The 25,845-nt window shown below is 65.8% G+C and carries 18 protein-coding genes; 10 read left to right on the top strand and 8 right to left on the bottom strand.

Going from position 1 to position 25,845, the window contains the following annotated elements; all coding sequences use genetic code 11:
• Positions 1–3,297 carry a peptidoglycan-binding domain-containing protein gene (locus NMB41_RS21955; RefSeq protein ID WP_494379896.1) on the bottom strand — a complete coding sequence of 1,099 codons (3,297 nt, stop codon included), beginning with the start codon at positions 3,295–3,297 and terminating at the stop codon, positions 1–3.
• Between the two features lie 130 nt (positions 3,298–3,427).
• Entirely contained in the window at positions 3,428–4,087 is a 660-nt protein-coding gene (locus NMB41_RS21950; RefSeq protein WP_494379895.1) for a PhaM family polyhydroxyalkanoate granule multifunctional regulatory protein, read from the bottom strand.
• A gap of 113 nt (positions 4,088–4,200) precedes the next feature.
• Between NMB41_RS21950 and NMB41_RS21945 the strand changes: the two genes are divergently transcribed.
• From NMB41_RS21945 to NMB41_RS21925, 5 genes are all read left to right on the top strand, one after another.
• Positions 4,201–5,301, top strand: coding sequence for a DUF3108 domain-containing protein (locus tag NMB41_RS21945; RefSeq protein ID WP_494379894.1), 1,101 nt, complete (start codon positions 4,201–4,203; stop codon positions 5,299–5,301).
• Positions 5,302–5,303: 2 nt separating this feature from the next.
• Positions 5,304–6,047: a DUF3108 domain-containing protein gene (locus NMB41_RS21940; protein WP_494379893.1), complete on the top strand. Its 744-nt coding sequence runs from the start codon at positions 5,304–5,306 to the stop codon at positions 6,045–6,047.
• A gap of 181 nt (positions 6,048–6,228) precedes the next feature.
• Positions 6,229–7,602, top strand: a complete 1,374-nt coding sequence (locus NMB41_RS21935; protein ID WP_494379892.1) for a hypothetical protein — start codon at positions 6,229–6,231, stop codon at positions 7,600–7,602.
• Positions 7,595–8,296: a hypothetical protein gene (locus NMB41_RS21930; RefSeq protein ID WP_494379891.1), complete on the top strand. Its 702-nt coding sequence runs from the start codon at positions 7,595–7,597 to the stop codon at positions 8,294–8,296. Before NMB41_RS21935 ends, NMB41_RS21930 begins: the two co-directional genes overlap by 8 nt.
• A gap of 6 nt (positions 8,297–8,302) precedes the next feature.
• Positions 8,303–11,125, top strand: a complete 2,823-nt coding sequence (locus NMB41_RS21925; protein ID WP_494379890.1) for an ATP-binding protein — start codon at positions 8,303–8,305, stop codon at positions 11,123–11,125.
• Between the two features lie 28 nt (positions 11,126–11,153).
• Here the strand turns inward: NMB41_RS21925 and NMB41_RS21920 are convergent, their stop codons facing one another.
• Together NMB41_RS21920 and NMB41_RS21915 are read right to left on the bottom strand one after the other, a co-directional pair.
• Complete coding sequence (locus NMB41_RS21920; protein ID WP_494379701.1) at positions 11,154–12,491, bottom strand: IS4 family transposase; 1,338 nt, start codon at positions 12,489–12,491, stop codon at positions 11,154–11,156.
• Between the two features lie 167 nt (positions 12,492–12,658).
• Positions 12,659–13,207 (bottom strand): CcdC protein domain-containing protein, encoded by a 549-nt coding sequence (locus NMB41_RS21915; protein WP_494379889.1) that lies wholly within the window; start codon positions 13,205–13,207, stop codon positions 12,659–12,661.
• 68 nt (positions 13,208–13,275) lie between these two features.
• On the opposite strand from NMB41_RS21915, the gene NMB41_RS21910 reads away from it, so the two are divergent.
• Positions 13,276–13,446, top strand: coding sequence for a hypothetical protein (locus NMB41_RS21910; protein ID WP_494379888.1), 171 nt, complete (start codon positions 13,276–13,278; stop codon positions 13,444–13,446).
• 68 nt (positions 13,447–13,514) lie between these two features.
• On the opposite strand, the gene NMB41_RS21905 is transcribed toward NMB41_RS21910, so the two are convergent.
• Both NMB41_RS21905 and NMB41_RS21900 read right to left on the bottom strand, forming a co-directional pair.
• Complete coding sequence (locus tag NMB41_RS21905) at positions 13,515–17,948, bottom strand: translocation/assembly module TamB domain-containing protein (RefSeq protein WP_494379887.1); 4,434 nt, start codon at positions 17,946–17,948, stop codon at positions 13,515–13,517.
• Complete coding sequence (locus NMB41_RS21900) at positions 17,948–19,822, bottom strand: autotransporter assembly complex protein TamA (protein WP_494379886.1); 1,875 nt, start codon at positions 19,820–19,822, stop codon at positions 17,948–17,950. Before NMB41_RS21900 ends, NMB41_RS21905 begins: the two co-directional genes overlap by 1 nt.
• 155 nt (positions 19,823–19,977) lie before the next feature.
• Here NMB41_RS21900 and queC point away from each other — a divergent pair, with 155 nt between their 5' ends.
• Positions 19,978–20,688, top strand: coding sequence for a 7-cyano-7-deazaguanine synthase QueC (gene queC, locus NMB41_RS21895; RefSeq protein WP_494379885.1), 711 nt, complete (start codon positions 19,978–19,980; stop codon positions 20,686–20,688).
• Here queC and NMB41_RS21890 read toward each other — a convergent pair.
• Positions 20,685–21,062, bottom strand: a complete 378-nt coding sequence (locus tag NMB41_RS21890; protein ID WP_494379884.1) for a hypothetical protein — start codon at positions 21,060–21,062, stop codon at positions 20,685–20,687. The two genes, queC and NMB41_RS21890, sit on opposite strands and share 4 nt — an antisense overlap.
• A 196-nt stretch (positions 21,063–21,258) precedes the next feature.
• Here NMB41_RS21890 and NMB41_RS21885 point away from each other — a divergent pair, with 196 nt between their 5' ends.
• From NMB41_RS21885 to NMB41_RS21875, 3 genes are all read left to right on the top strand, one after another.
• Positions 21,259–21,480, top strand: a complete 222-nt coding sequence (locus NMB41_RS21885) for a hypothetical protein (protein WP_494379883.1) — start codon at positions 21,259–21,261, stop codon at positions 21,478–21,480.
• 122 nt (positions 21,481–21,602) lie between these two features.
• Complete coding sequence (locus tag NMB41_RS21880; RefSeq protein ID WP_494379882.1) at positions 21,603–22,109, top strand: hypothetical protein; 507 nt, start codon at positions 21,603–21,605, stop codon at positions 22,107–22,109.
• A gap of 103 nt (positions 22,110–22,212) precedes the next feature.
• Positions 22,213–24,168 (top strand): GAF domain-containing sensor histidine kinase, encoded by a 1,956-nt coding sequence (locus NMB41_RS21875; protein ID WP_494379881.1) that lies wholly within the window; start codon positions 22,213–22,215, stop codon positions 24,166–24,168.
• Positions 24,169–24,334: 166 nt separating this feature from the next.
• Here NMB41_RS21875 and NMB41_RS21870 read toward each other — a convergent pair whose 3' ends face one another.
• Positions 24,335–25,837 (bottom strand): HD domain-containing phosphohydrolase, encoded by a 1,503-nt coding sequence (locus NMB41_RS21870; RefSeq protein ID WP_494379880.1) that lies wholly within the window; start codon positions 25,835–25,837, stop codon positions 24,335–24,337.
• Positions 25,838–25,845 lie beyond the last annotated feature (8 nt).

The raw sequence follows: 25,845 nt of genomic DNA, 5'->3' as shown, positions 1-25,845 counted from the left end.
CTAACGATACTGTTCACGCACATCCTGGACGCTGCCGCCGGCGTTCGCCGGCGCTTGCGGCGGTGCAGGCGATGCCGGCACCTCCATCCCATGCCCACGCAGCAGCGTCTCGCACAGCGTCACCACGTCATGCCCTCCGCCCGCTTTCGCCGAAGCCGCGGCCGCCTTGGCCAGCGCCGCCTTCGTGATGTGGTAGCCGAGCGCGCGGTAGCTTTCGAACTGGGCTTCGTCGAACCACTGGTCGGCCGTGCTCTGGTGCGGATAGGCGGGATTGGCCTTGCGGTAATTGAGCACGTCGGCGTTTTCGGAGCCGACAATGGCCGGCTTGATGTAGAGGAGGGTGCCGTCCTGGCCATCCGGATCGACATGGCTGTAGCGGATCGCCCCCACCGCGCAGCTGCAGCCGCACAGGCCCGTGTCCTTCATGAGGTCCATCTTCGAGACGTCGAGGTCGATGCTGATGTGCAGGTCGGTGGCGCACTTGCGGATCGCATTGCCCAGGTCCTCGAAGGCCATCTGCTTGTCGCTGGCCACGTCCACCGCGACGACCAGGCGGCAGCGGCGGCGCACCAGTTCATAGATGCCGAGGTTCTCGAAGTGGCCGCCGTCGGACAAATACACGTAGTTGGCGTCGGCATTGGTCATGCCGAACAGCTCGGCGATCAGGCTGAACAGGCCAATCGCTGGCGAGGAATGGGTCCAGGCGGCCTTGCGCGGGTTCGGGCACCAGCGCCCGAGGCGCACGTTAAACATCGTCATCAGGAAGTTCAGCGGGGGCGAGGAGTGAGTACCCATGTTCGGGCTGGCCGCCGCGCCCGACAGGGCGATCGCCATCCCGAGGCGCACGGTGGCGTCGTCGTCGCCGCTGCGCTTGCCCGACGCGTACTCGCGCGTGGGGCGGTAGACGCCGCGCTGGGCGTCGCGCAGGCCGCCGTTCGCGCCCTGCGCCGGCATCAGCGGCATCTCGAAGCCGCAAAAGCGCGGGGTAAAGGCAAACGAGGCGGCCTTCCTTGTTTGCCAGGCCAGCTCTTCGCCGCTGACCAGGTTCAGGGCCGTGTTGACGATGTGGTAGGGGCGCTGGTTTTCCATCTCGGCCAGTTGCGGGTCGTCTTCGGGATCGAAGCCGGTGAAGGGGTGCGGCTTGCGGCGCGCGCTGCTGGCGCCGAAATAGGCGCGCACCAGGCGGTTCCGGTACAGCATGTAGAGTGAAAACTTGTTGATGTCGACGCGCCAGCCCAGCAGCAGCGCCGCGCCGAGGAAGCAGCAGAAGGCGATCAGCAGCGTGCTGCCGTCGCTGGCCAGCGTGGCGTTGGCGTGGGCGGCATACACGCAGGGCAGGGAGATCGGGGCCGGGCAGGCCACGCGCGGGGTGGCGACCACCAGCTGCACCAGGCTCGATAACAGGGCGAAGATGCCGACCGTGAAAAAATAGGGCGCCAGGCGCGCGGCGATCTCGCGCTTGGCGCAGTTGCCCTCGCGCGAGCCGGTGGCGCTGCCGCTGCCGGCTTTCAAGCCGATCCAGGTCATCACCAGCCAGCCAATCGCGGTGCCGGCGTTGGCGATCGGCTCGTAGGTCAGCCAGGCCCAGTGCAGCAGCGGCGCGCAAAAGAAGGCGACGCCGAACATGATCAGCCAGGCCAGGGAAAAGATCGAGGACCAGGCGCCCTGCCGGCTCCACCATTCGCGGCTGGCGTCGCTGTACAGGGGGCCGATCAGGCCGATCATCAGCGTCATGGTCACCGAGAACAGGGTCATCATCAGCGGCATGCCGAAGGTGGCCAGGGCAAGGGCGTTGTTCAGGATCGGGTGTTCCTGCGGATTGGGCAGCAGCGCCAGGCCCGCCAGCAGCAGCAGGGTGCCGGCGGCCAGCGCGCCGATGGCGCAGACGAAGTGGCTCAGGCCCTCGACGAGTTCGGCGCGCGAGATGTCGGGCGTGGGGCGGTGGCGGCGCAGGCGCTGTTCTAGCGCGAGTGCCGCGCCGTACACGGCCAGCAGGGCGGTCAGCGCCGGGCAGATGCGCCAGGCCAGCAGCTGCGCGGCCTCGATCGAGGCCAGGTGGGCCACCGCGCCGGGGGCGAATTCGAGCGCCGCCGACAGCGACAGGGTGAGGACAAAGGCCGCGCCCGCGCCGCACAGCACATAGCCGGCCGCGCGGTAGGCGCTGGTGCGGTCGTGCGCCAGGTACCAGCCGCTGGCCCAGACGATGAAGTACACGAGGCCGGGCACCAGCAGCCAGGCCGCGCCCCAGCCATGAAAGCGCGGCGGCAAGCCTTCTTCCCACAGCACCGGCAATGCGCCGCCATGGCGCCACAGGCCGATGCTGACCAAAAAGCCGGCTGCCAGCAGCGGCAGATTGATGCAGCGCAGGACCGCGCCCTGCTGCAGCGGAAAGCGGCGCAGGCCGTTCGAGCTTTCGGGTTTGCTCGAGATGGACAGCGCAATGCAGAACACGGCGAACAGGAACAGCAGTGTGCCTGCCAGCCAGATCGCATCCGCCCAACCCGCCCAGGGGCCGCCCGGCCCGACCACCCGGTGCACTGCCCAGACGGCAAAGCGCGGCAGGATCAGGAGCGCGCACAGCCAGGCCACCAGCATGGCCAGGTTCAGGCAGGTGTTGCGCACATAGGTGCCGATCAGGGTCCAGGTGTCGGCGCTGAAGGTGCCGCTGCGGGGCGAGAGGTAGTTGCTGTACTGGCGCAGGAACTGGATCTCGACCGGTTCGGCGGCCACCGCCTGGCCGGCCGCGCCGGGCGTGAGCATGGCTTCGACGGCGGCCACGTCGCCACCGCGTTCGCGGATGCATTTCGAGAGCCAGCCGCCGATGAAGCCGCCGCCCGAGACGGTGGACAAATAATCGAAGTCGCGCAGCAGGCGCAGCTCGGCCAGCGCCTGCAGGGCGCCGAGGTTGAAGGTGGCGCTGCGCACCCCGCCGCCGGAGAGGGCCAGGCCCGCCAGCTGCGCCCCGTGGGCGCGCGTGAGCAGGGCGCAGGTGGCGGCCGGCTGCACGTCCTCGGGGCCGCCGGTGGCCACGCCCGGGCCGGGGCGCAGCAGGCCGAGCTCGTTCTGGAACACTTCACTGAAGACGCTGCCGCTGCAGGCGTTCAGGCGGCGCCAGGTGGCCTCGTCGAGCGCGCCGCCGCCCGGGAGGCCCTGTTGCCTGCGAAAGGCGGCGATCGCGCCGGCCAGTTCATCGAGGCGGTCGGCGCTGGGCGGCACCGGGCAGCCGGCGCTCTCGAGCTTGCGCCGCACATCGGCCACCTGCTCCGCTTGGAGCGAGGAGAAATTGAGAGTGGACATGCCGGTCTCCAACAGGGGAACACGGCGGCGGGATGCCCCGCCGCGCTCTCAAGTTCAGCACGGCAGGGGCGGGTGTGATGCCCGTCAAATCAAGACATGGGCTCGGTAGGGCAGTTTATTTGCGCGGGAATCAAGCTTTGTCTGATTTTGTCCGAGGAGGTTTCTGCGAGGAAGTACCTGGCGTGCCGCCGGTGTCGCCACCGCCGGCCGCGCCCGGGGCTGCGGCCTTGGGCGGGCTGTCGGCCGGCTTGTCGGCCGTCTCCTTGCCGGCCGGCGCACCATCGGCCGGCATGGCACTGGCGACTGCCTTGCTGAACTGGTCTTGAAGCAAGTTCCACCAGGCCATGGCAGCCGGCATGGCCGCATCGGCGCCCATGCCCTCCAATCCGGGCTGGGCAGCGCCCGGGGCCGGAGCGGTGCCGCCCTGTTGGGTTCCGGCGGCATTGAAGAAGGCGGAGAAGGGCGGCAGCGCGGCGGTCTGCTCGCCTTTCTGGCCCATCGCCTGGGCCATGCTATCGCTCACCGACTTCAGGGCGGCCAGGGTGCCGCGCTGCACTTCCAGCGCCTGGATCGAGGTGCGCAGCATCGTCAGGTTCAGGTTGAGCCAGCTTTCGACGGCCTTCAGGTCGGTGATGCGCTTGTCCAGGTCTTCGGTCGACATGGCGGGCGCGCCCAGGCCGGGCGTGTTCAAGGCGGCCATGCCGGGCACGCCCATGCCGCCCCAGAGGTTCTTGACGAACTCGAGCGTATCCGTCATGCCGGGTACATTCTGCGAGGGTGGTTTCAGCATGGTGAAGTCTCCATTAAATTGTCGTCCTAGCGTAGCAGATAATTAACACCGTTAGAAGCGAGGCTCGACTCTGCTGGACGGCAGGCGTACACGTGGGCGGGTACACTAGGAGAATGGGTATCCTTTCCACCATTGCCAGGCAACGCCGCGCCTTTGTGCTCGGTGCACTGATTGTCCTTCTGCACATTGCGCTGTTCTCGTTCATCAGCGGGACGGTTGCCTTGCCGCGCATGCCCGCGTCGAACGGTACGGACTTCGTGCAGACGCGCTTGCTGCGCGAACCGGCGCCGCCGCCTGCCGAACCTGCGCCGCTGCCGCTGCCGAAGCCGGCGTCCCTGCCTCTGCCGCCCCTGCCGGTACTGGCCCAGGACAGCGCGCCGTTCTTGAGCGAAGACGCCATCGGCCCCGCGCTCGAAGCGGGCAGCGGCGGTACTGGCGAAGACCCGGCGCCGCAGGCAGTCGCGCCCGTGGCCGCAGTCGAGCCGCCGGCGCCGGCGCCGGCCGAAGCGGCGCCGCCGCCAGTGCCGGAAGCGCGCCGCTACAAGGTCGACATGCCGCCCGCGGCGAAGATCACGCTGGACGTCGCCAGAACGGACGCCGACGGCACGCGCTGGAACGGCGAAGCGCAGCTGGCCTGGAGCTTCAGGGACGACAGCTACCGGATCGAATTCGAAGCAGGCATCCGCATCGTCTTCACGCGCGTCAACCTGGCCGTGCTGACCAGCGAAGGGGCTGTGGCCGCCACCGGTTTCGCGCCCGTCAAGATGACGGAAAAACGGCGCGGGCGCGCGCTGACCGCCACCCATTTCGATTGGCAGCACGACAAGATCACCTTCTCGTCCTCGCAAAAGACGGTACCCCTGCTCGCCGGCGCCCAGGACAAGGCGAGCGTGCCGCTGCAGCTGGCCGCCATCGCGCGTGGCGACCCGGCGCAGCTGGCGGGCGACATCGACCTGCAGGTGGGCGAAGACCGCGACGCCGTCGTGTTCCGCTTCGTCGTGGTGGGGCAGGAAGAAATCGACACCAAACTCGGCAAGCTGCAGACGGTGCACCTGTCGCGCCCGCCGAAAGAGGGATCCTACCGCTCGCGCCTTGACGTTTGGCTGGCGCCAGGCCGGGGCTGGTATCCGGTGCAGATTCGCAATACGGAAGCCAACGGTGCAGTGACCACGCAAACCGTGAATAATATAAGCCTTACCGATACAGGAAAATGATAATGCGAATCAATCTTTTGAAGGGCAGCCTGTTGGCTGCCGTGCTGGCGCTGGGTTCCTTCGCCCAGGCCGCGGCCCCCGCCAAGCGCGCGGTCGAGTTGCCGCCGCCGGCCGACATCGCCTATGAACTCAATGCCCAGCACCGCGGCATCGCCCTCAAGGGCGATGCCCTGATCGCCTGGCGCGCCGGCGACGGCAAGTACGACGTGAACGTCGAAGCGCGCGTGCAGTTGCTCGGCAAGCTCACCGAATACCGCAGCCACGGCGTGATCGACAGCTTCGGCCTGGCGCCGGACGAGTTCTACGAAAAGCGCTACCGCAAGGACGCGACCACGACCCGCTTCGACCGCGACGCCAAGACCATCGCCTTGACTGAGGCGAAAGAGCCCTACGCCATGAAGGGCGGCGAGCAGGACCGCGCCTCAGTGACCTGGCAGCTGGCCTCGGTGGCGCGCGCGGCCGGGGAGGCGCGTTTCAAGCCGGGCAGCGAGTGGAGTTTTGTCGTCGCCGGCCGGCGCGATGCCGAGCCCTGGACCTTCAAGGTGGTCAAGCGCGAAAAGATCCAGACTGCCATGGGCGAACTCGATACCTTGCTGGTGACGCGCGAGCCGCGCAGCGACGGCAGGAACGAGGGCGTCGACATCTGGCTGGCGCCACGCCAGGAGTGGTATCCGGTGAAATTGCGCTTCCGCGATGACGAGCGCGAGACGATCGAGCAGACGGTCACCAAGATCACGCGCAAGTGATTGCTGGCGTGATGCAGGCTTGTCGATATTGCATCACGCAAAAATTTTTATCCCCAAGCCGGCCGCCGTCCGGCGCCAATCCCCTCCTAGTTGCCGGTTCTTAACTGTTATACTTGGCGCCCTCGCGGATAGGCAGACCCAGCCTGCCTGATGTTCCGCGCTTGCAAAACTGGTATCCCACATGATCGACTTACAGGCAGCCGCGGCACTCGGCGCGGAACCCCATGGCATGGCACACGACGAGCTTGACCCGCTCGCGGTGCACTTCCAGCACGGCATCGCTCCGGACGAAATCGAGCAGGTCTTCCACCTGAAACGCGCGCAGCCGATGCTGTCCGCGTTCACGGCGCTGTTCCACGGCACCCAGGACGGCGTGCTGGTACGCCTGCTGGTGCTGCGCGAACTGGCCGCCGACACCGGCAGCTCGGCGTTTTCGCGCGCCGACATCAATACCAAGCTCGCCTACCTGATCCCGGAAAGCCTGGAGACGGTCCTGAACCGCCTGCGCACCCATGGCCTGCTGGCCTGGGACGCGCCGTCGGCCGTCTACCGCATCACCCCCCTTGCTCGCAATGTGCTGTCCGCGCTCGACACCCTGATCGCGCTGGCCAAGCCCGAAGAAGACGACGCCGAAATGGGTTTCCTGCTGTCGCAGGTGGCCGGCGCCCAGGCGGTCGGCGGCATCACGGTCGAGCAGCTGCGGCACCTGCTGGGACGCCTGATCGAGCTGACCGAAGAATTCCGCGACGCGATCGCCTCGGGCTCCGAATTCAAGCTGCGCACCTCGCAGGCGAAGTGGCACATGGCCTGCGACTGGGTCGAGAAGGGCTCGGTCATCCTGCGTGCCATCACCTCGGACGAACGCGCCGACGCCGCCACGCACAAGGCGGCGCAGGCGATCGGCCGCGCCCAGAGCGCCCTGTTAAATATGCAGGGCATGTTCTCGCGCGCCCTGAACCAGATCGAACGCCAGCGCGTGCACCTGGGCCAGTCCGGCCTGTCGACGACCGACGTGAAACGCTGGCTGCTGGCGCACGAAGACCTGGCGAGCCTGGCCGAAGGCGCGATTGACCGCCCGGTGGTGCCGCTGTTCGGCACGCCGGCCGAGATGATCGACGTGGCCGAAACCGAAATCCTGACCGAACGCGCCATTGTCGTCGGGCCCAAGGGCCTGCCGAGCGGCGAAGACGCGCCCCTGACGATCAACGACAACCCGGCGATGCAGGGCGAATTGAACGACTGGATCAACAAGCTGGCCGACTTCGCCAACCTCGGCAACTTCCCGGAATTCTCGGAAACCGGCCCGAAGAAGGTGCAGCTGCACGAATCCTTGCTGCCGGCCGGCTTTGCCCTGGCCTCCTACCGCGCCTCGCTGCTGCCGCTGCTGGGCGACGCCAGCGAAGCGAGCCTGCAGGGCGCCACCGCCGAACTGGCACGGCTGCCGATCCGCTTCGAGCCGACCGACGAACTGGTCCTGCTGGACGATCCCGAGGTATCGGCCATGTCGTTTGCAACCCTCTCACTGAACCTGGAAGCTGAACCGGACAATGAATGACGACGCACAAATCCTGATCGCGCGCCTGCTGACGCACCAGACCCTGCGCCGCGACGACAAGATGGTCAAGCGCGCCCTGTCGGACGAGCAGTTCCGCATCGAAGTCGACAAGCGCTTGCTCGAATGCGGCATGAAGCTGCTCGACAACGTGTATGCCGACCACGTCACGATCGCATTGCACCGCAATGTCGAGCCGAAGATTTTCGGCGCCAAGGACATCTGGCAAAACAATAATTTCGGCCTCACGCGCGACGGCGTGGCCTTGCTGGTCGTGCTGTGGGCGCAGATCATCCTGCCCAAGCGCGAGCGCCAGGAAACCCATGTCACGGTGGCGGACGACCAGAACGACCTGTTCGACAAGGACAGCCCGATCCCGCGCGCGGAAGACACCTCGATCGGCATCTCCTACACGGCCCTGCTGTCGGACTTCGGCGATAAACTCGGCAAGAAGACGCGCATGGACATGAACCTGGGTCAGCTCTCGAAGCTCGGCTTCATCGAGCGCCGCGGCGACGTCATTTTGGAGGGCCCGCTGCTCGACCTGATGATGGACACCGACGTGCTCAAGGAACGCATCATCAACGGCGCCCTGTCCGACGTGTTCAAACGCGCCCCGCTGGCCACCGTGCCGCGCAAGGTCGATGCCGCCAACGACGCCGCCGATGCAGTTGAACCAATGGATTCACCGAACTGAGACACTATGTTCCACATTAAATCACTCGAGCTGGTCCACTGGGATTACTGGCAGCGCATCAAGAACATCCCGCTCGACGCCAAGATCATCACCATCGCCGGCCAGAACGGTTCGGGCAAGACCACGCTGCTCGACGCCTTGAGGACGCTGTTCGGCCTCGACTGCTCGATGGGCCGCACCTATAAACACTATGCGCGCCACTCGGGCCAGCAAAGCGCGTGGATTCGCGCCGTGGTCGACAACAAGGCAGTCGGCCGCCAGCTGTCGAACCGCCCGTTCCGCCATTCCGGCTTTTTCGCCGACGATGAAGTGACGCTCTTCTGCCAGGTGCAGAAGAACGGCGGCGACTGGAAGCGCCAGTACCTGATGCGCCCGGGGAACGTCAATATCGAGGAAGTCACCGAAGCGACCGACTGGCTCGGCGTCGAGAACTACCGGAAACGCCTGGCATCGGCAGGCCTGTCGCCGGCCATGTCGAAGGTGCTGGCGCTGGAGCAGGGCGAGACCGATAAACTGTGCGAATACGCGCCGCGCCAGCTGCTGGACCTGGTCTTTCAAGTTTTTGGCGACAAGGAAGTGCTGGACGCCTATGACGAAGCCAAGCGCCACCAGCGCGATACCGAGACCGAACTGAAACGCTTCGAAGCGGAGCTGGAAACCTCGCGCATCAACCTCGAGGGCCTGCGCCTGCGCGTGGCGAACTACCACCAGTGGGAAGACCTGCACAAGGAAAGGCGCGACCTGAAGGAAGAAGTACTGCCGAGCCTGGAATACCACGAGGCGCGCGAAAAGGCGGCGAACATCAGCCGCACCCTGCACGAGCAGCGCAAACCGATGGCGCAGGTCGACAGCCAGCTGGCCGAAAAACGCCAGCAGCTGGCCGCCCAGCAGCGCGCGCTGACCGAAGCGCAGCAGCAGGAAACCCTGCTCGAGCAAGAGGGCACCGTGCTGGCCAGCCGCCTCACGCAAATCAACAGCCGCATCAAGCCGCTGGAAAACCTGGTCGAGCAGAAGGAGCGCCTGCAAAAGCTGGCGGCGGAAGCTGGCGCCGACCTGGCGGAAGTGGCTACGCAGCTGGAAGAAAAAGAAGCCGAACTGGCGCGCCAGAAGGCCGCACGCGATGCGCTGGGCGCAAAGATCGCCGCCGAAATGGCGACCATCTCCGCGCTGCAGGGCAAGAGCGCCATGCCCGAACCCGAAGCCCAGCGCCTGATGCGCCGCGCGCTGCGCGACGAGGGGATTGCGCACGCGATGCTGTCGGATATCGTCGAAGTGACGGACCCGAAATGGCAGGGCGCGGTTGAAGGTGTGCTGGGTGGCTACGCCTCGGTCGTGCTGCTCGAGCGCGCCAAGGATGCGCCGGCCGCATATCGCCTGGCCGAAAAAGAACGCTATCGCCACTTCATCGTCCCCGACTGCATCGAAGCACCGAAAAAGAAGGACGACAGCCTGCTGTCGGTCGTGAACTTCTCTGCGCCGGCCCCTGGCTGGCTGATCGACCAACTGGCGCGCATCGACCGCGTCGACTCGGTCGATGCCGGCTTCAAATCAGGCACCGAGGAATGGATCACGCCGGACGCCTATCACCGCGAACGCCGCGGTGGCCGCTCGCTCTTCGTCGAGCCCTCGCGCTACCGCTTCGGTGCCGCCGGCAAGACCCAGCGCCTGGAAGCGATCCAGAAGTCCTTGCCAAGCCTGGAAGCGAAGGAAGACGCGCTGACCCTGACGATCAGCAAACTCGCTTCCGAGGTCGGCGCCCTGAAGGCACGCATCGCCGGTGTGGACGCGGCCAAGGAACTGGCGGCACGCCAGGCCGAGTTCGAGGAAGCAGCGCGTTCGATCGCCCCGATCAAGGCCGAGCGCCTGGAAGTGGGCGCCCGCCTGGGCGAGCTGCAGACGCTGACCAAGAACGCGACGGTTGCGCGCACCCGCGCCGACACCGTCTGGCAGAACGCACGCATGGCGCTGTCGGAAGCGGAAGCGGGCCTGCGCCTGAACTACCGCCGCCAGATCGAGCAGCGCGGCGAGCATGCCAAGGCACTGATCGAACTGCGCCGCGGCTGGCGCAACATCCCGGCCGCGTGGAAGCGCCCGGCACGGCGCGCGGCGCTGGTCGCGCAGCACCAGAACGCGCACCAGGTCAACCTGCGCGCCTCCTCGCTCGAGCACGCCCTGGCGCGCGACGACTGGGAACTCGACGCAACGGTGATCGACCAGTACGCCCGCCTGAACGACCAGCTTTCCGGGCGCCAGGTGGAAACGGAAGAACGCCGCTACCAGAACAACCGCGCGATCGAAGCCACCAGCAACGCGCGCGGCGCCTACATCGAGCGCCTGCGCTACACGATCAAGACCTATTCGAAGAACATCAAGGACCTGGGAGAATTGGCGGGCATCGACGTCCAGGCCGACCCGGTGCGCCTCGAAAACGACGACGTGCAACTGGCGCAAGCCGGCCTGCACGTGCGCTTCAAGTTCGACGGCAAGGACCAGATCGGCATGAACGACGGCGAAGCCTCGGGCGGCCAGCAGGTGATGAAGTCGCTGGTGCTCTTGATTGGCTTGCTGAAATCGGAAGAAGGTTCGGGCGGTTTCGTGTTCATCGACGAACCGTTCGCGCACCTGGATATTCGGAATATCCAGCTGGTCGGCGAGTTCTTGAAAAATACCGACGCCCAGTACCTGATGACGACGCCGCTGACGCACAATACCGACGTCTACGATCCTTCGGAACTGACGCTCATTACGAGCAAGAAGAAGAAGGACACGCAGTGGGCGCAGCCGATTTTCGTGCTGCAGCGAAGGAAGGACGAGGCGAAAGCCGCGTAACAGAAAGGGACCCGAGGGTTAATGCCAGTCAGTTAAGCTGACTGGCATTTTTCATTGGAAACTTGGATCTGGGCTGTTTGACGACTCTGGGATAGGAGCGCCTTCGGCGTTCTGGCAAAAGATAAGCGCGTGCCTGCTCACGCAGCCATGCCAGGCGCCTGGGGAAGGTGCCTGGCGTTTGCAAAGGCCAGTGATACAGGGCCGTGGTGATGGCCAGGGCCAGCCACTGGAAACTCAGGCGCTGTGGCGGGACGTGCAGTTCGTCGGCCATCTGGGCGATTTCATGACGTAGCAGGTTGTAGGCGATGAGCGTGCCCCAAACTTCCTGGCGTACCAGCGTAGGCAATCTGCTACGCAGGGTCGTCATGTTCTTTTGCATGCCCTGCTTAATTTCCCTGAAGCCCAGTTCAATCTCCCAGCGCTGCGTGTAATGCGCCACGATCTCGCGCGCCGGAAAGCGGTGCGCATCGCACAGGGAGGTAAGGTACTGCCGCGGCTCTCCGCCGACCATGCACTTGATGAGCCGCGCTTGCCAATGCGACGGCAGGTCCGGCCGTTGCCTGCGTGCCTGTGGCGACACTGAAAAGCTCACCAGACAGTCGTCGGGGGCAAATTGGCATATCACCTCATAACGCAATCCCGCTCTGGCCCGCATAAGCCAATGCCTTTGTTCACCTGCATGCTGCCAGTCCAGAAGAAGGGCTGCAGAGAGATAGGCACGATCGAAAATCGTCAACGATTGATCCGGTACCTTGTGCATGAGTGACTTGGCAAAGCTCACCTCCCCCGTACCGTAATCACCAAACTCGGTTGCGCGGATCAGATGGGTGTAGGTATCCATCAAGCAGACTGCACGTAATTGAGGCCAGGCGCCATTGCTCTTGTCGTTGAAACCCCGCCCAAATTTCTCACAGTTGGCCGGCGTATCGGGAAGCGACCACACGACACCATCAACGGCATAGCTTCGCAGCCCATGAAAGAGACCATGTTCAGGTATGGCAGCGCTTGTCCAGCAGCTTGCCAAGCGTTCGAATAGCCATGCCATCGGTGCTTCACCCAAGCGTTCGCGGCCTGCCACTGCGGCACTGGGAACGGGTGCATTTGGCATTGGCCCATCGGCCAGATCAAGTTGCTGGACGATATGCCAGATTGGTTCGTTACGAAACAGGGCCAGGCCGATGACCAGCCAAACCATGCGCTCAGCCGGCAGGCGCCGTCGGCGCAACGACACGGTTCCGGTTTGTTGCAAGGCTTCGTCGATCCAGGCCGGATCGATCAGGCTGGCGAAACGCTCGAACTCATGCGGTGCCAGCTCAGCCGCATAGTCCATGTCAAATTGAAGGGCCATAATAAAAAACGGATTCACGTTGATCGTGAATCCGTTTTAGCTCAAACCGCCGGCTGGTCAATGCCTTAAGTGACTGGCATTAACCCGAGGGTCCCTTTTTTATTGGTGTCGCTTTGACCTGCCGGATGCATCTTCTATACGTAGGGTGGGCGGGTCTCCCGCCCACCCTACGATCCCGGCAGCGCTTACGCCTTCTCGATCGCCTGGCGCAGCTTCCTGCGCCACAGCAGCAAGCCCACCGAATACGTCGCGAAATACCCGGCGCTCAGCCCCACGCACAGCATGGTCAGCGGGCTATCGGTAAACTTCGGCGTCGGCACATTGCTGCCTTGCTGGCTTGCATAGATCTCAACCCCCAGATACAGCACGCGCGCCACCAGGATCATGGCCATGACGATCCCGAGCCGCATCGGCGGCGTGAAGAAATAGCCGCCCTCGGTGTCTTCATATACCGTGCGCCGCAGCGCGAATACGCCCCAGAACACGCCCAGCGCCGTGCCGGCCGCGAGTGCACCCAGCGCAGCGGGCCGGCTCAGCACTTCCGAAAGCGACACCAGGATCATCCCGGCGAAGACCAGCACGCCCGTGTAATGGCGCGACATGATCGAGCGCTGGCGCGCCATCTGCGTCTTCAGGCGCGTGTAGATGCGCCAGACGAGGATGGGCGTGAGCAGGAGCAGGGCGAGCGTGGTGATGGTCATCGGCGCGGAAGGCTGGTTGAGTGAAGCGGGCATTGTAACCGGGCGTCAGGCGCGGGCGCGCCATGGTAAGGTGACAACACCGTTTTCAGGAGACCCGACCCATGTTTGCAGCCATCCCCATCCCCGTGCACGCCCACCGCGCGCCCGATCCCGTGCCGGCAGACGAGCCCCTGCCGGAACCCTTCGACGCGCCCCACCATCCGGGGCATCACCCGGTCCACACGCCCCAGAACGAAGAGCCGGTGCCGGACCCGAAGCCCAGCCTGCACTAAGCACTGAGTACAAAAAAAAGAGGTCCCCGCGGGGACCTCGTTTCGTTTCCAGGTTTCCAATAGCGTGGCTAGTCGAAGGCCCAGGCATACAGCACATCGAGCGCCGTATTCGTCCCTGCCTGGAACTGCAGCGTGAACTTCGGGGTCAGCTTGTAGCGCAGGCGCACCAGGCTCGAGGCTGTGGTCGCACCCTGTTCGAAGCTGACATAGGCGCGCGAGGAAATCCGCTTGCCCACCGTGACGACCGTATTGGCCAGGCCCTCGGCCTCGGTGTTTTGACCCTGGCCGATCCCCAGTTCGTCCACGCCGAGCGAATTCGCCAGTTTCGACTGGATGCCGCCGGTGCCGCCTTTGCCTCCCAGCAGGGCCCCGGCTGCGGCGCTAAGCACATCTTTCTCGTTGCCGCTGGTGCCTTCCATGCCGTGACCGAGCACCAGCCAGGACAGCTTCTCGCTGTCCGGCACGGTGGGCGTCGATACCAGCTTGGCCTGCGGCGAACGCGCCGTGCCGCGCACCTGCACGCCGGCTTCGACATTCGTCTCGCTCAGCTGTTCGCCTTCGGGCTGCTTGCGCACCGCCAGGACGTCGAGGGTCGGGTTATCGTAAGGGCCGGCGAAGGTGATGACGCCGCGCTCGATCGCCAGCTTCTGGCCATACGCGGCGTAATTGCCGCTGGCGACGCGAATCGAGCCGTTGACGCGTGGCGCGGCATTGCCGACCATGCGCACCCGGGCACTGCCCTCGAGCATGGCGTCGATGCCGAGGCCGCGCAGGTGGAAGTTGTCGCCAAGGTCGGCGCGCAGGTCGACCGACAGCGGCACCTCGGCATCCTTCTTTTGCGGCGGCATGGGTTTGCCGCGGCCGAGCACGATGACGTCGTCCGACATCGTCGGGCGGCCTTGCGGCGCGAACTCGATCAGGGCGCGGTCGACCTTGACCCGGCCCTCGAGCGAGAAACGGCTGGCGTCGCGCACCACGGCGGCGTTACCCGACAGGATCACGGTGCGGTCCGGCCGCGACAGGGCCTCCAGTTTGTCCGCCACCAGGTTCAGCTGCATGGCCGGGTCGCCCGCGCCGAAGCGGATCGAACCGTCGGCGGTAGCGCTGCCCGACACGCCTTGCAGGTAGAGCCGCTGCAGCACCAGGCGGTCGCCCGCGAGCTGGGCGCGCAGCTGGCCGCCCTGCAGGCGCACGCCCTGTTCCGGCCAGCGCACGGCGAGCGCGTCGCCATTGACCGTTCCATTCAGGGAGGGCGTGCCGATGGTGCCGGCGCCGGTCAGGGCAAGCTTCAGGCTGCCGTCCAGTTCCAGGTCGCGCTGGCCGGCGAAAGGCGCGAGCCAGGCGATCGAGGCCATGTCGGCATTGGCCGTCATGCGCAGGGGGCTGTCGCGGTTGACCCGCCCGCCGATCATCTGCACGGTGCCGTCGACGCCCGCGCTGCCGGTACGGCTGCCGTCGAGCACGAGCTGGGTGCGCAGCGAACTGCCCTGCACGTCGGCGCGCATGTCGAAGGTACGCAGGCCCAGCGCCACCGGGGTGCCGGCGCCCACCAGCGCATCGCCGCCTTCGCGGAACACGTGCACGGTGCCCGCCAGGGCAGGGGCGGCGCCGGCGCCGTTGCGCAGGTCGAGCGCCCAGTCCGCACCCAGCGTCAGGTTGCCCTGCACGTTCTCGCGCAGCGCCGCCGAAAACTGGCCGAGGTAGTTCAGCGGCACGCCGGCTGCGGCGCCGCGGCTGTTCCAGCGGGCGCCGGTCTTGGTCAGCGTATCGATGCGCACCAATCCTGCAGGCAGGCGGATCACGGCGCCATTGAAGGCGAGCGACTCGGGCTTGGCCAGGCCGGCGATGCCGGCGCCAGGCGCCACGCCGATGCGCAGCGGTACCGGCTGGGCCAGGGTCATCGCATAGCGGCCCTTGTTCTGCAAAGCGGCCAGGGTGCCGGCCCAGGCGTTGCCGCTCCAGCCGCCGCGCACTTCCGTGAGGGCGTCGAAGTCTTCGCCACGCGCCGCCGCGCGCAGCGTATGCGCCGCGCGCGTGCCGCTGCTTTGCAAACTGGCGGCCGCAATCCGGGTTTCGCCACTGGCGTACTCGAGGACCTGGATGTCGGCCACCAGCGGATCGGCGCCGCCGCGGCCCGCACCGAGATTCGCGTTGGCACGCAAGGACTTCAGGTTATGCGTGCCGAGCAGGCGCAGGTTCTGGCCTTCGAGGCTGGCCGTGAGCGACGGCGTGTCCATCGTGCCGCTGACGCTGCCCGCGCCGCGCAAGGCGCCGCCGTAGTCGGGGCCGAAGGCCCCCAGCTGCGGCGCGTCGAGGCGCCAGTCGAGGCGGTCGCCGGCGGCGCCGAAGCTGCCCTTGGCGGCGATGACGTTCGCGCCCACGTGCAGGTCGACGTCGGCGCCTGACACGTGGCGCTTGTCGGCCGCCAGGCGCGCATGGCCCCAGAGCGGCGACTTGGCCAGCGTCGATTCGGCCAGCTTCAGGTCGAGCGCGCCGCGCCAGTCGGCGCCGGAGCGGCCGCTGGCGTCGAAGGCGCCGTTGATCGAGCCGGGAAGCGGGCTGCCGAAGGCGGCCGGATTGAAGCGCGCCATGTTGCCGCTGGCCTTGGCCTCGACGAAGCGTGCTTCTTTCGTGCCGGCCAGCCAGGCTTCGCCGCTCACATGCAGGTTGCTGTTGTTGGCCTTGCGCTGGGCCGCGATCCAGCCGAGGCCATTCGCGTCCGCGACAAACGTGGTGCGTGGATTGTCCATGGTGCCGGTGACGACGCCGCTGGCATTCACGGCACCATACAGGTCGGCCTTGAGCGTGGCGAGATTGCCTCCGTCGAGACGCCAGGCCAAACGTTCGCCCGGCGCGCCAAAGGCGCCGTTCAGCTTGACCGTGTTCTGGCCCAGGGCCAGGCTGGCGTCCACGCCGCTGATGTGTTTTGCATCGGCGGCGAGCTTGCCTTTGCCCGACAGCGGCTGGTCGAACAGGCGGCTCGGACGCAGCGCGAAATCGGTGTTCACTTTCCAGGCCGGGGCCAGCACGCCATTCGCGTTGACGACGGCATTGATGTCGGCCTGCGGGTAGTCGCCCAGTGCCGCAGGATTGAAGCGGCTGGCATTCGCAGTGACCTTGAAGGCCTTGTCCTCGCCCAGCTTCATGTTGCCGGTGAGGGCCACGGTGCCGCTGCCCGCCGCCAGGCGCGCTTCCGAAATATCGACCACATTGTTTTCGAGCTTGGCCTTGGCCGTCAGGCGCAGGCCGGCTTCGACCAGGCGCACGTCGAGCGATTGCACACTGCCGACGTTGGCCACCGCGATGTCGCCGGCGATTTTGGTCGGCTTCATGCTGGCGTGGATGCCTTTTAAATCGAAGCGGTCGGTGTGCAGCGCGAAGCTGGCGGTGCCGGGGTCTTTTTCGTCCTTGCCGCGCTGGACGCTGCCGCTGCCGGTGAAGCGGCCGGCCGCGCCGAAGTCGAGCAGCACGTCGCTGATGCGCATGGCGTCCAGGTCGCCGCCCAGCTGGCCGCGGAAGGCGCGCAGCGGCAGGCGCTGCTGGTCGATGGTGCCGGCGGGGCCGTCGTTGACCAGGTTGACGTTGCCGGAAATGGCGCGCTGGTCGTCCAGCTTGGCGGCGATCGTCAGCGTCAGGTCGGCCGTCGGCAGCGAAGGATTGAAGAAGCCCGGGTCGATGTTGCGCGCATTGAGGTTCAGCGTGCGCAGCGGGATCGGCGCGAACGGAGAGAGCGTCATTTGTGCTTCGCCGCCGGCGCGGCCGGCATTGCCGGTGGCGTTCAGTGTGGTGAGATTCAGGTCGCCGCCGGCGCGCAGTTTCAAGGCTGCGGGTGTGGCGCCCGGGCCCACCTTGGCCTGCGACAGGCTCGCATTCGCGTCCAGCTTGAACGGCCGCGTTGCGCCGATCTTGCCGTCGGCCGCGACCTGGCCCCAGGGCGTGCCGGCGACGGCCTCGCGCAGCTGCCATTGCACCTTGTCGCCAAACAGGCGCATGCGCACATTCGTGATTTCAGTGGCGGCGCCCTTGTTCACGAAGGTCGCCTTGGCCAGGCGCGCATCGTCGAGCATGATGCGGAAAGGCGGGGCCAGTGAAACCGGCATCGTCGAAGGCTCCTTGCTTTCCTTGAGCGTTTCCATGCGCAGGTCGGCAACGTGCACCTTGTTGACCTCGATGCCTTTCGAGAGCAGCTGGCGCGGCGACCATTCGAGGTCGATGCTGGTGGCAATGGCGAGCTGCTCGTCGGTGCGCCAGACGATGCGGTCGATGTGCATGGCGCCGTAGATCGAGCCGCGGATGCCGGTCATGGTCAGCTTGCCGCCGGTCGAACGGCTGACGCGCTCGGCGATCATCTGCAACGTCGTTTCGCGCCCCAGGTACCAGAGCGCGCCGCCGACGACAAGGCCGGTGGCGGCCAGGCCGATGGCGACGCGGCGCGGCCAGCGCCGCGCTTTTGGCGCGGGCGCCTTGGCCGGGGTAGGAGTGGTGGTGGTTTGATCGTCCATCAGAACGTGAATCCAAGTGAGAAGTGCAGGCGCGCCTTGCGCACCGCCTCGCCATAGGCAAGGTCGACATTGATCGGTCCGACCGGGCTGCGCCAGCGCGCGCCGACGCCGACGCCGTATTCCGGTTTCAGGTCCTTGACCTTGTCGGCCGAGTTACCGGCGTCGACGAAGAAGGCCACGCCCCATGGCGGACGGAACCAGTATTGGTATTCGGCGCCGCCGGTGAGCAAATAGCGTCCGCCGACGATGGCATCGCCTTCGCGCACACCGAGTTGCTGGTAGCCGTAGCCGCGCACCGACTGGTCGCCGCCGGCGCGGAACAGGAAGGTGCTCGGCACGCCGATCTTTTCTTTCGAGGCCAGGGCACCGGCTTCACCGCGCAGGACCAGTGTACCGCTCGTTCCAACCGGGCGGTAGTAGACGCCGCGCGTATAGGCGCGAATGAATTTTTCGTCCGTCAGCACGGGCAGCGGCGCCACGCCGACCTGCCAGTTGAGCGCATAGCCGCGCGTCGGCGACAACAGGTTGTCGAGCTTGCGGCGGGTGACGGCGTAGGTGAGCGGCATGCTCTTGCTGCGCGTCGTTTCGACGCCCTCGACTTCGCGTTGTTCGGTCAGCACTTCGAGCGTCAGGCTGCGCTCGAGCTCGGGCGTACCCCAGGCGCGCCGTGCGGCCACGCTCACGGCCGTGGTCAGTTCGCCGCGCACGTCGGTGCGTTCGATGCCCCCGCCGACGCTGTCGTTGTAGCCGTCGGGCGTGGTCGGCCAGTAGAAATCGGCGCGCGCCGACTGGCGCTTCTGTTCGTAGATCAGGTCGCTCTTCATGCGCTTGCCGAAGACGGACAAGTCATCGTAGCCAAGCGAGGCACGGCCGCCGGTATTGGTCGAGAAGCCGACGCCAACCTCGACGTTTTTCTGCTTGTTCTCGGTCACGCGCACCAGCACCGGCAGCACCGTCGGGCCGGGGGCCGTGGGCTGCTTGACGCCGGTCGTGGCCTGGCCGGGGACGGCTTCGGCGCCTGCCGCGGCCTGGTCGGCTGGCGCCGCGCCGTCGTCGTCCTTGAGTTCCTGCAGCTCCGCATTGAGCACGGCGCGCATGTCGGCGCTCACTTCGACGGTGGCGAAATAGCCGGTTTCCTGCAGCTTGGCCTGCAGGGCTTGCAGGGCTGTTTCGCTGTACATGTCGCCCGGCTTGATGCTGTTCAGGTTGGTCACCACGTTGCGCGGATAGCGCTTCAGGCCGCGGATGCGCAGTTCGCCGAAGCGCATTTCGGGCCCGCTGTCGATCACCACGCGCAGCGAAGCCTTGTAGGCTTCCGGATCGACCGTGGCGCTCGATTCGACCAGCTGGGCGCGCGGGAAGCGCGACTGCATCACTTCGCGCAGCAGGTCGCGCTTGGCCGCTTCCCAGTCGCCCTGGCGGAAACGCGATCCGACCGGCAGCGACCAGCGGTTGCGCAAGGCGGCCGCATCGTAGGGCGCGCCGCCTTGTTCGAAGGGCACGAAACCTTGCAGCACGAGGTCGAGGTCGCTCACCAGCACCGGCTGGCCGGGATCGACGACGATGCGCGCCACCGGCGTGCCGCCGCTGGTGTCGAGGCCGGCGGTAATCTTGGGCGAATAATAGCCTTCGGTGGCAATCAGGGTCTTGGCTTCGTCCGGCGCGTCTTTCACCAGGCGCTGCAGCTGTTCGAGGTCGACGCGCGGATTGCCGCGCCAGCGCAGCAGGTCGAGGTTGTCCTCCAGCAGGTCGTCGAGCTGGCCGGGCGCGTCGATGCGCACGGTGTAATTGATGCCCTTGGGGCTGGTTGTTTGTACCTCCGGGGCCTGGGCGAAGGCGGCTTGCGCGCCCAGCAGGGCGTACACGGACAGCATGATTTGTGCCAAAATCCGTGATTGCCCCGGCCCCGCCACTGCGGTCCGTCTAGATGTTGCGAGAACCATGTGTCTCTGTCCCAATATAAAAGCTGGGCGAATCTTAACGGAATTGCAAAAATGATGGCGAACGTTTAACTTCTGGAAAACAACACATGCACGCTCCCGACACCGCCCTCGTTCTCTTCAGTGGAGGACAGGATTCGACCACCTGCCTGGCCTGGGCGCTGCAGCGTTATGCGCGTGTGGAGACCATCGGTTTCGACTATGGCCAGCGCCACGCGATCGAACTGACCGTGCGCCCGGCCGTGCTGGAACAGATGCGCGCGCTTTCGCCCGACTGGGACGCGCGCCTGGGCGAAGACCACATGATCGACTTGTCGCTGATTGCGCGTATTTCCGATACCGCGCTCACCAGCAATGTGGCCATCGAAATGCAGGCCAACGGGTTGCCGAATACCTTTGTTCCAGGCCGTAATTTGCTGTTCATGACGGTGGCGGCGACGGTGGCTTACCGGCGTGGCCTGACGGTGCTGGTGGGCGGCATGTGCGAGACCGATTTCTCGGGCTACCCGGATTGCCGCGACGATACGATGAAGGCGCTGCAGGTGGCCCTCAACCTCGGCATGGCGACGCGTTTGAAGGTCGAGACGCCGCTGATGTGGATCGACAAGAAACAAACCTGGCAGATGGCCGAGCAGGCCGGCGGTACGGCCCTGGTCGACCTGGTGCGCTTTGAAACGCACACCTGCTACCTGGGCGAGCGCGGCGCGCGCCACGACTGGGGCTATGGCTGCGGCACCTGCCCGGCCTGCGAATTGCGCGCACGCGGCTACGCGCAATTCGCGGCTGAAAAGGCTGCCTAGACAGCCGCCTTCTGCAGCACGCGGTTGCGGCGTGCCCGGCTGACCAGGTACCAGACCAGCACCAGCGGCAACAGCAGCGGCAGCAGGAAGGGCACGATGGCTGCCGCGACGGCCAGGCTGGCGAACGCGAGCGCGCCGATCACGACCACGCCGACCCCGGCGAACACCACCGCCAGCACCGCACCCACCACCAGCGTCACCAGGAGGCCGAGCAGCGTGCCGCCGCCGGCGAGCACGAGGCCGAACAGGGCGCCGAGCGGGCCGTCGAATTCTTCACCGTCGATGTGGAAGCTGGCGTCGCCAAAGCTGAAGAGCATGTCCCACAGCAGCAGGGCGCACAGGAAGAGGACGAGGTAGGGAGCAAACTTTTTCATGGCAGGTTCTCGGTGTCGTGATGGGATGGCTTTACTGTAGGCATGCTTGCCCTCGCGAGCCAGCCGTGTGCGACGGGCGGCAGTTTTGGCGGGCCGGAGCGCAATGGGGGCCGACGAACACCGGCCGTTTTCCGACCTTGCAAATGGCCCAGCGCCGCCTATACTGACAGCCTGCTCTGTTGTAGGAGGGACCCTCATGCATGTCGTCAGCTCAACGATGAAGGTGCATCGAAGCGCACCACTGCCGCGCCGGGCAGGTGGAGGACCGAAGGGACCGCCATCGGCCCCGCCTGCCATCCCGCCCATCATCATCAATCCGTTCGATCGCGAAGCGCCGAAGCAGCGCATCATCGACCCGCACCGCGCGCCGCCGCCACCCCCGGTTCGCCCGCCAGGGCTGCCTGGCATGCGCATCTGAAGCGCTCTACGCTTTGTGCAAAACAATGCAGCGTTCTTATACGTCTGCTATCGCCGAGTTGCGGCAATTTCCTCTATGATCTTGTCTTTAGGCGAGAGCCTGGCAGAAGGAAGTAGCGAGCAATGAACGACGACGTAACGAACCTGGAATCGGGCGACGACGATGGGCCGGTGCAGGAACCGCGCCTGTGGCAAGGCAATGGCTGGACCGCACGGGTGATCAAGAACGATGACGACGAAGGCTGGGCGGTCGCCATGTACAAGGATGGCGAACCGGAGCCGGCGCTGGTCGGTCCCTGGACCATGGGCCGCGACAAGAAGAACCCGAAGCCGCTCGACGTGAACGCCTTCAATACGCTGATCAAGACGGCCTCGGAAGTCATCCGCCGCCACGAGCAGCACCTGCACGCGATCCTGCACAAGAGCCTGTACGTCTGGACCGAAGCCACGGGCGAACTGAAGGTCACGCTCGACATCAAACCCGATGACGACGATCCGTATGCGATCCTGACCGCGACCGACCAGATGAGCGAACAGGTGGCGCAGGTACGCGTGGCAGCCAGCTTCAAGCTGTCGCCGAGCACGGCGACGGCCTGGATCGAGAACGATTTCAAGGCGCCGCGCTCGTAATCTGCCGCTTCCCTACGGAAACACCACAGTTTCCTCCATGGCGCGTGCGTTTCACCGCGCCCGCTGCTAATATTTCCCCTGGGAATTAATTTCAAGGGAAGCCATGGAACGTCTTGACCGGCTGGAAGCGGTCCAGTCAATGCTGCTCGAAATCGGGCAGACGTCGACCAGCTGCAGCGACATCACCGAATTCATCCGCGGCGTGCACCGCGCGCTGGGCCGCATCATGTATGCGGCGAACTTCTATGTGGCGCTGTCGGACCGCGACGAAGGCACCGTGCGCTTCGTGTACTTCGTCGACGAATCCGACGAGGGCCCGCCGCTGAACCATCCCGTCCAGCTTGCCTCGCCGGACGAGTCGCCCACCGCCTGGGTCATCCTGAACCGTCAGACCCTGATCGTCACCGCCGCCGATTTCAAGGCGCGCGAAGCGCAGGGGTCGAACTTCGGCGCCGGCAGCGCGGCCGAGCACTGGATGGGCTGCCCGCTGCTCGACCAGCAGCACTTGCCGCTGGGCGCGATCGTGATTCAGAGCTATAGCCGGGACAACACCTACGGCGCCGAGGACCAGGCCCTGTTCGGCGTGATTGCGAACCACGTCTCGGTGGCGCTGCAAAGCCTGCAGAGCATGGACCGGCTGGAACGCGCCGTCCAGGAACGCACCGCGCGCCTGGCGCACGAGGTGGCCGAACGGCGCCGCGCCGAGCAGGTGCAGCACGCGCTGTACCAGATCGCGTCCCTGTCGGCCAGCGCGGCCGATACCAATGTGTTGACGACGAGCCTGCACCGCATCATCGGCGAACTGATGGTGGCGGAAAATTTCCTGATCGGTTTGTACCACCCGGAATCGCAGGAAATCAGCATCCCGTATTTCGTCGACCAGAAGGACGCCAAGGCGCCGGTCACGCGTTTTCCTTACGGTAAAGCGATGTGTTCCTACGTGCTGGCCTCGAAGCAGGCGCAATTGCACGACGCCGGCAGCTATGCGCGCCTGGTCGCCAATGGCCTGGTCCAGGAACCCCTCGGCAATGCCGACATCGCCAGCTGGATGGGCGCGCCGATGCTGGTGCACGAGAAGCCCTACGGCGTGCTGGTCGTGCAGAGCTACGATCCGGCCGTGGTCTACACCAAGGCCGACCTCGACCTGCTCGCCTTCATGGCCAGCCACGTCGCCGTCGCCCTGGCGCGCATGCAGGCCGACCATCGGCTGCGCAAGACGAAAGACATGCTGCAGGAGCAGAATGCCGCACTGGGCACGGCGCTGACCCAGCTGCAGCAAGCCCAGGGCGAACTGGTGCGCCAGGAAAAGCTGGCCTCGCTGGGGCGCCTGGTGGCCGGGGTCGCGCACGAAATCAACACGCCGCTGGGCATCTGCGTGACGGCAACGAGCCACCTGGTGGAAGAACTGCGCCTGACGCGCGAGGAACTGGCGGCCGGCGAGATGACCGAGGACAGTCTCGAGTCCTTCCTTGACATCATCGACCAGTCGCTGCGCATCATGACCACCAACACCCAGCGCGCGGCGGCCCTGGTGCGCAGTTTCAAACAGGTGGCGGTGGACCAGTCCTCGGACGACATCCGCAGTTTTAACCTGCGCAATTACCTGAACGAAGTGCTGCTCTCGCTGCAGCCGAAGCTCAAGGGGCGGCCGGTGAAGGTTGAAGTCGACTGTCCGGCGGACCTGGTGCTGGAAAGCTATCCGGGCGCCGTCTCGCAGATCGTCACCAACATGCTGATGAATTCGCTGGTGCACGGCTTCGAGGAGCGCGAGCAAGCCGGTACGATCACGATCCGGGCCGCGCTCGACGGCGACGTCGTCGCGCTTTCCTACGCCGACGATGGCGCCGGCATGGACAAGGACACGCTGGATAAACTGTTCGACCCCTTCTTCACCACCAAGCGCGGCAATGGCGGCAGCGGTCTCGGCGCGCACATCCTGTACAACCTGGTGACGGGACCCCTGGGCGGCAGCGTGCACGTTGAAAGTGCGCCGGGCGAAGGCTTGCGGTATGCGTTGAGTTTCCCGCGCAGCCGGCGGGCGGAGAAGCTGGCGGCGTGATTAGCAGGACGTAGGGTGGGCCTCGGCGGCCCCGCGGTCTCCCGCCCACGCGTTCAACCAGCACAGGTTCGTCGCGAAGTTTCTGGTGATGTTTGAACGCGTGGGCAGGAAACCTGCCCACGCTACGTCCCGAGTTCATACACCCGGGTGTGCGAAGATCAGCGGATCAATCCGGCCACTGCCGATTGATCTCCACCGCCTTGTCCATATTCTTGATCAGCAAATCGACATACACCGGATCGAGATGGTGGCCCGCCACTTCGCGCAGGTAGTCGGTCACCTGCGCGATCGGCCAGGCGTCCTTGTAGACGCGTGCATGGCTCAGGGCATCGAACACATCGGCCACCGCGACAATGCGCGCATACGGGTGGATGTCTTCGCCCTTCAAACCTTGCGGGTAGCCGGTGCCGTCGTATTTCTCGTGGTGCTGGTGGGCGATGACGGCGGCCGCCTTCAGGATCGGGCGGCTCGAGCCGTCCAGGATCTGCAGGCCGACCGTCGGGTGCTGCTTCATGACTTCCCATTCTTCCGGGCTCAAGCGTCCCGGTTTCAGGAGCACGGCGTCGGGCGTGGCGATCTTGCCGATGTCGTGCATGGGCGCGGCGTGCATCAGCACCGCCGTTTCGTCTTCCGGCAGGCCCGAGGCCTGGGCCAGCAGGTGGCAGACCTGCGCCATGCGGCGCACGTGGTTGCCCGCTTCGTTCGAACGCGACTCGACCACGTCGCCCAAGCGCAGGATCAGCTCGGCCTGGGTGTCGGTGATTTCCTGGTTCAGCAGGATGTTGTCGAAGGCGATGGCGACACCGGAGCAGAACACTTCCAGCAGCTGCGCGTCGATGTCGGAAATTTCCTCGACTCCCTGCAGCACCAGCAGCGAAGCCTTGCCGCTGTTGTTCGGGAAGTAGCCGACATAGGTGTCGCCGTAGAGCTTCGAGATTCTGTTATGGCGCGCCTCGTCGAGCTGGGCCAGCAGAGCCGGATCGATGCCGTCGCCGAATTCGCCGATCTTGGCCAGCACTTCGTACTGGCTCTCGCCGCTGATCATGCTCGCGCCTTTCAGGCGCAGCAGCATGCTTTGTTCGAGGCGCAGCAGGGCGACCACTTGCTGCAGCAGGCCGCTGGCAAAGTCCTTCAGGTTGCGCTGCTTGAAAATGTGCGACGAGGCCGCCAGCACGCGCTCGAGGCCTTCGCGGTAGCTCACCTGCACGCGGCGTGCGTCCTCGACCTTCATGATGTCGCGGTAGGCGCGCAGCGCGGCGAAGGTCGTGGTGAACAGCTTGGTGCGGTCGAGCTCGGTCTTTTCCTTATAATCGTTGATGTCGTAGTCGACGATCACGCGCTCTTCCGGCGCCTGGCCCGGCTGGCCGGTGCGCAGCACGATGCGGCTGAACTGGTTGTCCAGGTCCTGCCGCATCCAGCGCGCCACTTCCAGGCCGCTGTCTTCGCGTTCCATCACCACGTCGAGGAAGACCAGCGCGATATCCTTCTCGCGACTCAGGATCTCCTTGGCCTCGGCGCCGCTGTAGGCGTGCAGGAAGCTCAAGGCCCGCCCGTCGAGGCGGAAGCGGTTCAGCGTCAGCTTGGTGATGTTGTGGATGTCCGGCTCATCATCGACGAGCAAGACTTTCCAGGGCGCGAGCTTGGGCGTGGCGGAGGACAAAAAAGACATGGTGCTTC

It is taken from the genome of Massilia sp. FBCC-B171, from assembly GCF_059134155.1.
Note: the sequence above shows the minus strand (reverse complement) of the source record. Positions and strands in the feature narration are given on the sequence as shown.

Coding starts and splice junctions, on each gene's coding strand:
- NMB41_RS21955 (WP_494379896.1), bottom strand. CDS start 3,297: ATGTCCACTCTCAATTTCTCCTCGCTCCAAGCGGAGCAGGTGGCCGAT.
- NMB41_RS21950 (WP_494379895.1), bottom strand. CDS start 4,087: ATGCTGAAACCACCCTCGCAGAATGTACCCGGCATGACGGATACGCTC.
- NMB41_RS21945 (WP_494379894.1), top strand. CDS start 4,201: ATGGGTATCCTTTCCACCATTGCCAGGCAACGCCGCGCCTTTGTGCTC.
- NMB41_RS21940 (WP_494379893.1), top strand. CDS start 5,304: ATGCGAATCAATCTTTTGAAGGGCAGCCTGTTGGCTGCCGTGCTGGCG.
- NMB41_RS21935 (WP_494379892.1), top strand. CDS start 6,229: ATGATCGACTTACAGGCAGCCGCGGCACTCGGCGCGGAACCCCATGGC.
- NMB41_RS21930 (WP_494379891.1), top strand. CDS start 7,595: ATGAATGACGACGCACAAATCCTGATCGCGCGCCTGCTGACGCACCAG.
- NMB41_RS21925 (WP_494379890.1), top strand. CDS start 8,303: ATGTTCCACATTAAATCACTCGAGCTGGTCCACTGGGATTACTGGCAG.
- NMB41_RS21915 (WP_494379889.1), bottom strand. CDS start 13,207: ATGCCCGCTTCACTCAACCAGCCTTCCGCGCCGATGACCATCACCACG.
- NMB41_RS21910 (WP_494379888.1), top strand. CDS start 13,276: ATGTTTGCAGCCATCCCCATCCCCGTGCACGCCCACCGCGCGCCCGAT.
- NMB41_RS21905 (WP_494379887.1), bottom strand. CDS start 17,948: ATGGACGATCAAACCACCACCACTCCTACCCCGGCCAAGGCGCCCGCG.
- NMB41_RS21900 (WP_494379886.1), bottom strand. CDS start 19,822: ATGCTGTCCGTGTACGCCCTGCTGGGCGCGCAAGCCGCCTTCGCCCAG.
- queC (WP_494379885.1), top strand. CDS start 19,978: ATGCACGCTCCCGACACCGCCCTCGTTCTCTTCAGTGGAGGACAGGAT.
- NMB41_RS21890 (WP_494379884.1), bottom strand. CDS start 21,062: ATGAAAAAGTTTGCTCCCTACCTCGTCCTCTTCCTGTGCGCCCTGCTG.
- NMB41_RS21885 (WP_494379883.1), top strand. CDS start 21,259: ATGCATGTCGTCAGCTCAACGATGAAGGTGCATCGAAGCGCACCACTG.
- NMB41_RS21880 (WP_494379882.1), top strand. CDS start 21,603: ATGAACGACGACGTAACGAACCTGGAATCGGGCGACGACGATGGGCCG.
- NMB41_RS21875 (WP_494379881.1), top strand. CDS start 22,213: ATGGAACGTCTTGACCGGCTGGAAGCGGTCCAGTCAATGCTGCTCGAA.
- NMB41_RS21870 (WP_494379880.1), bottom strand. CDS start 25,837: ATGTCTTTTTTGTCCTCCGCCACGCCCAAGCTCGCGCCCTGGAAAGTC.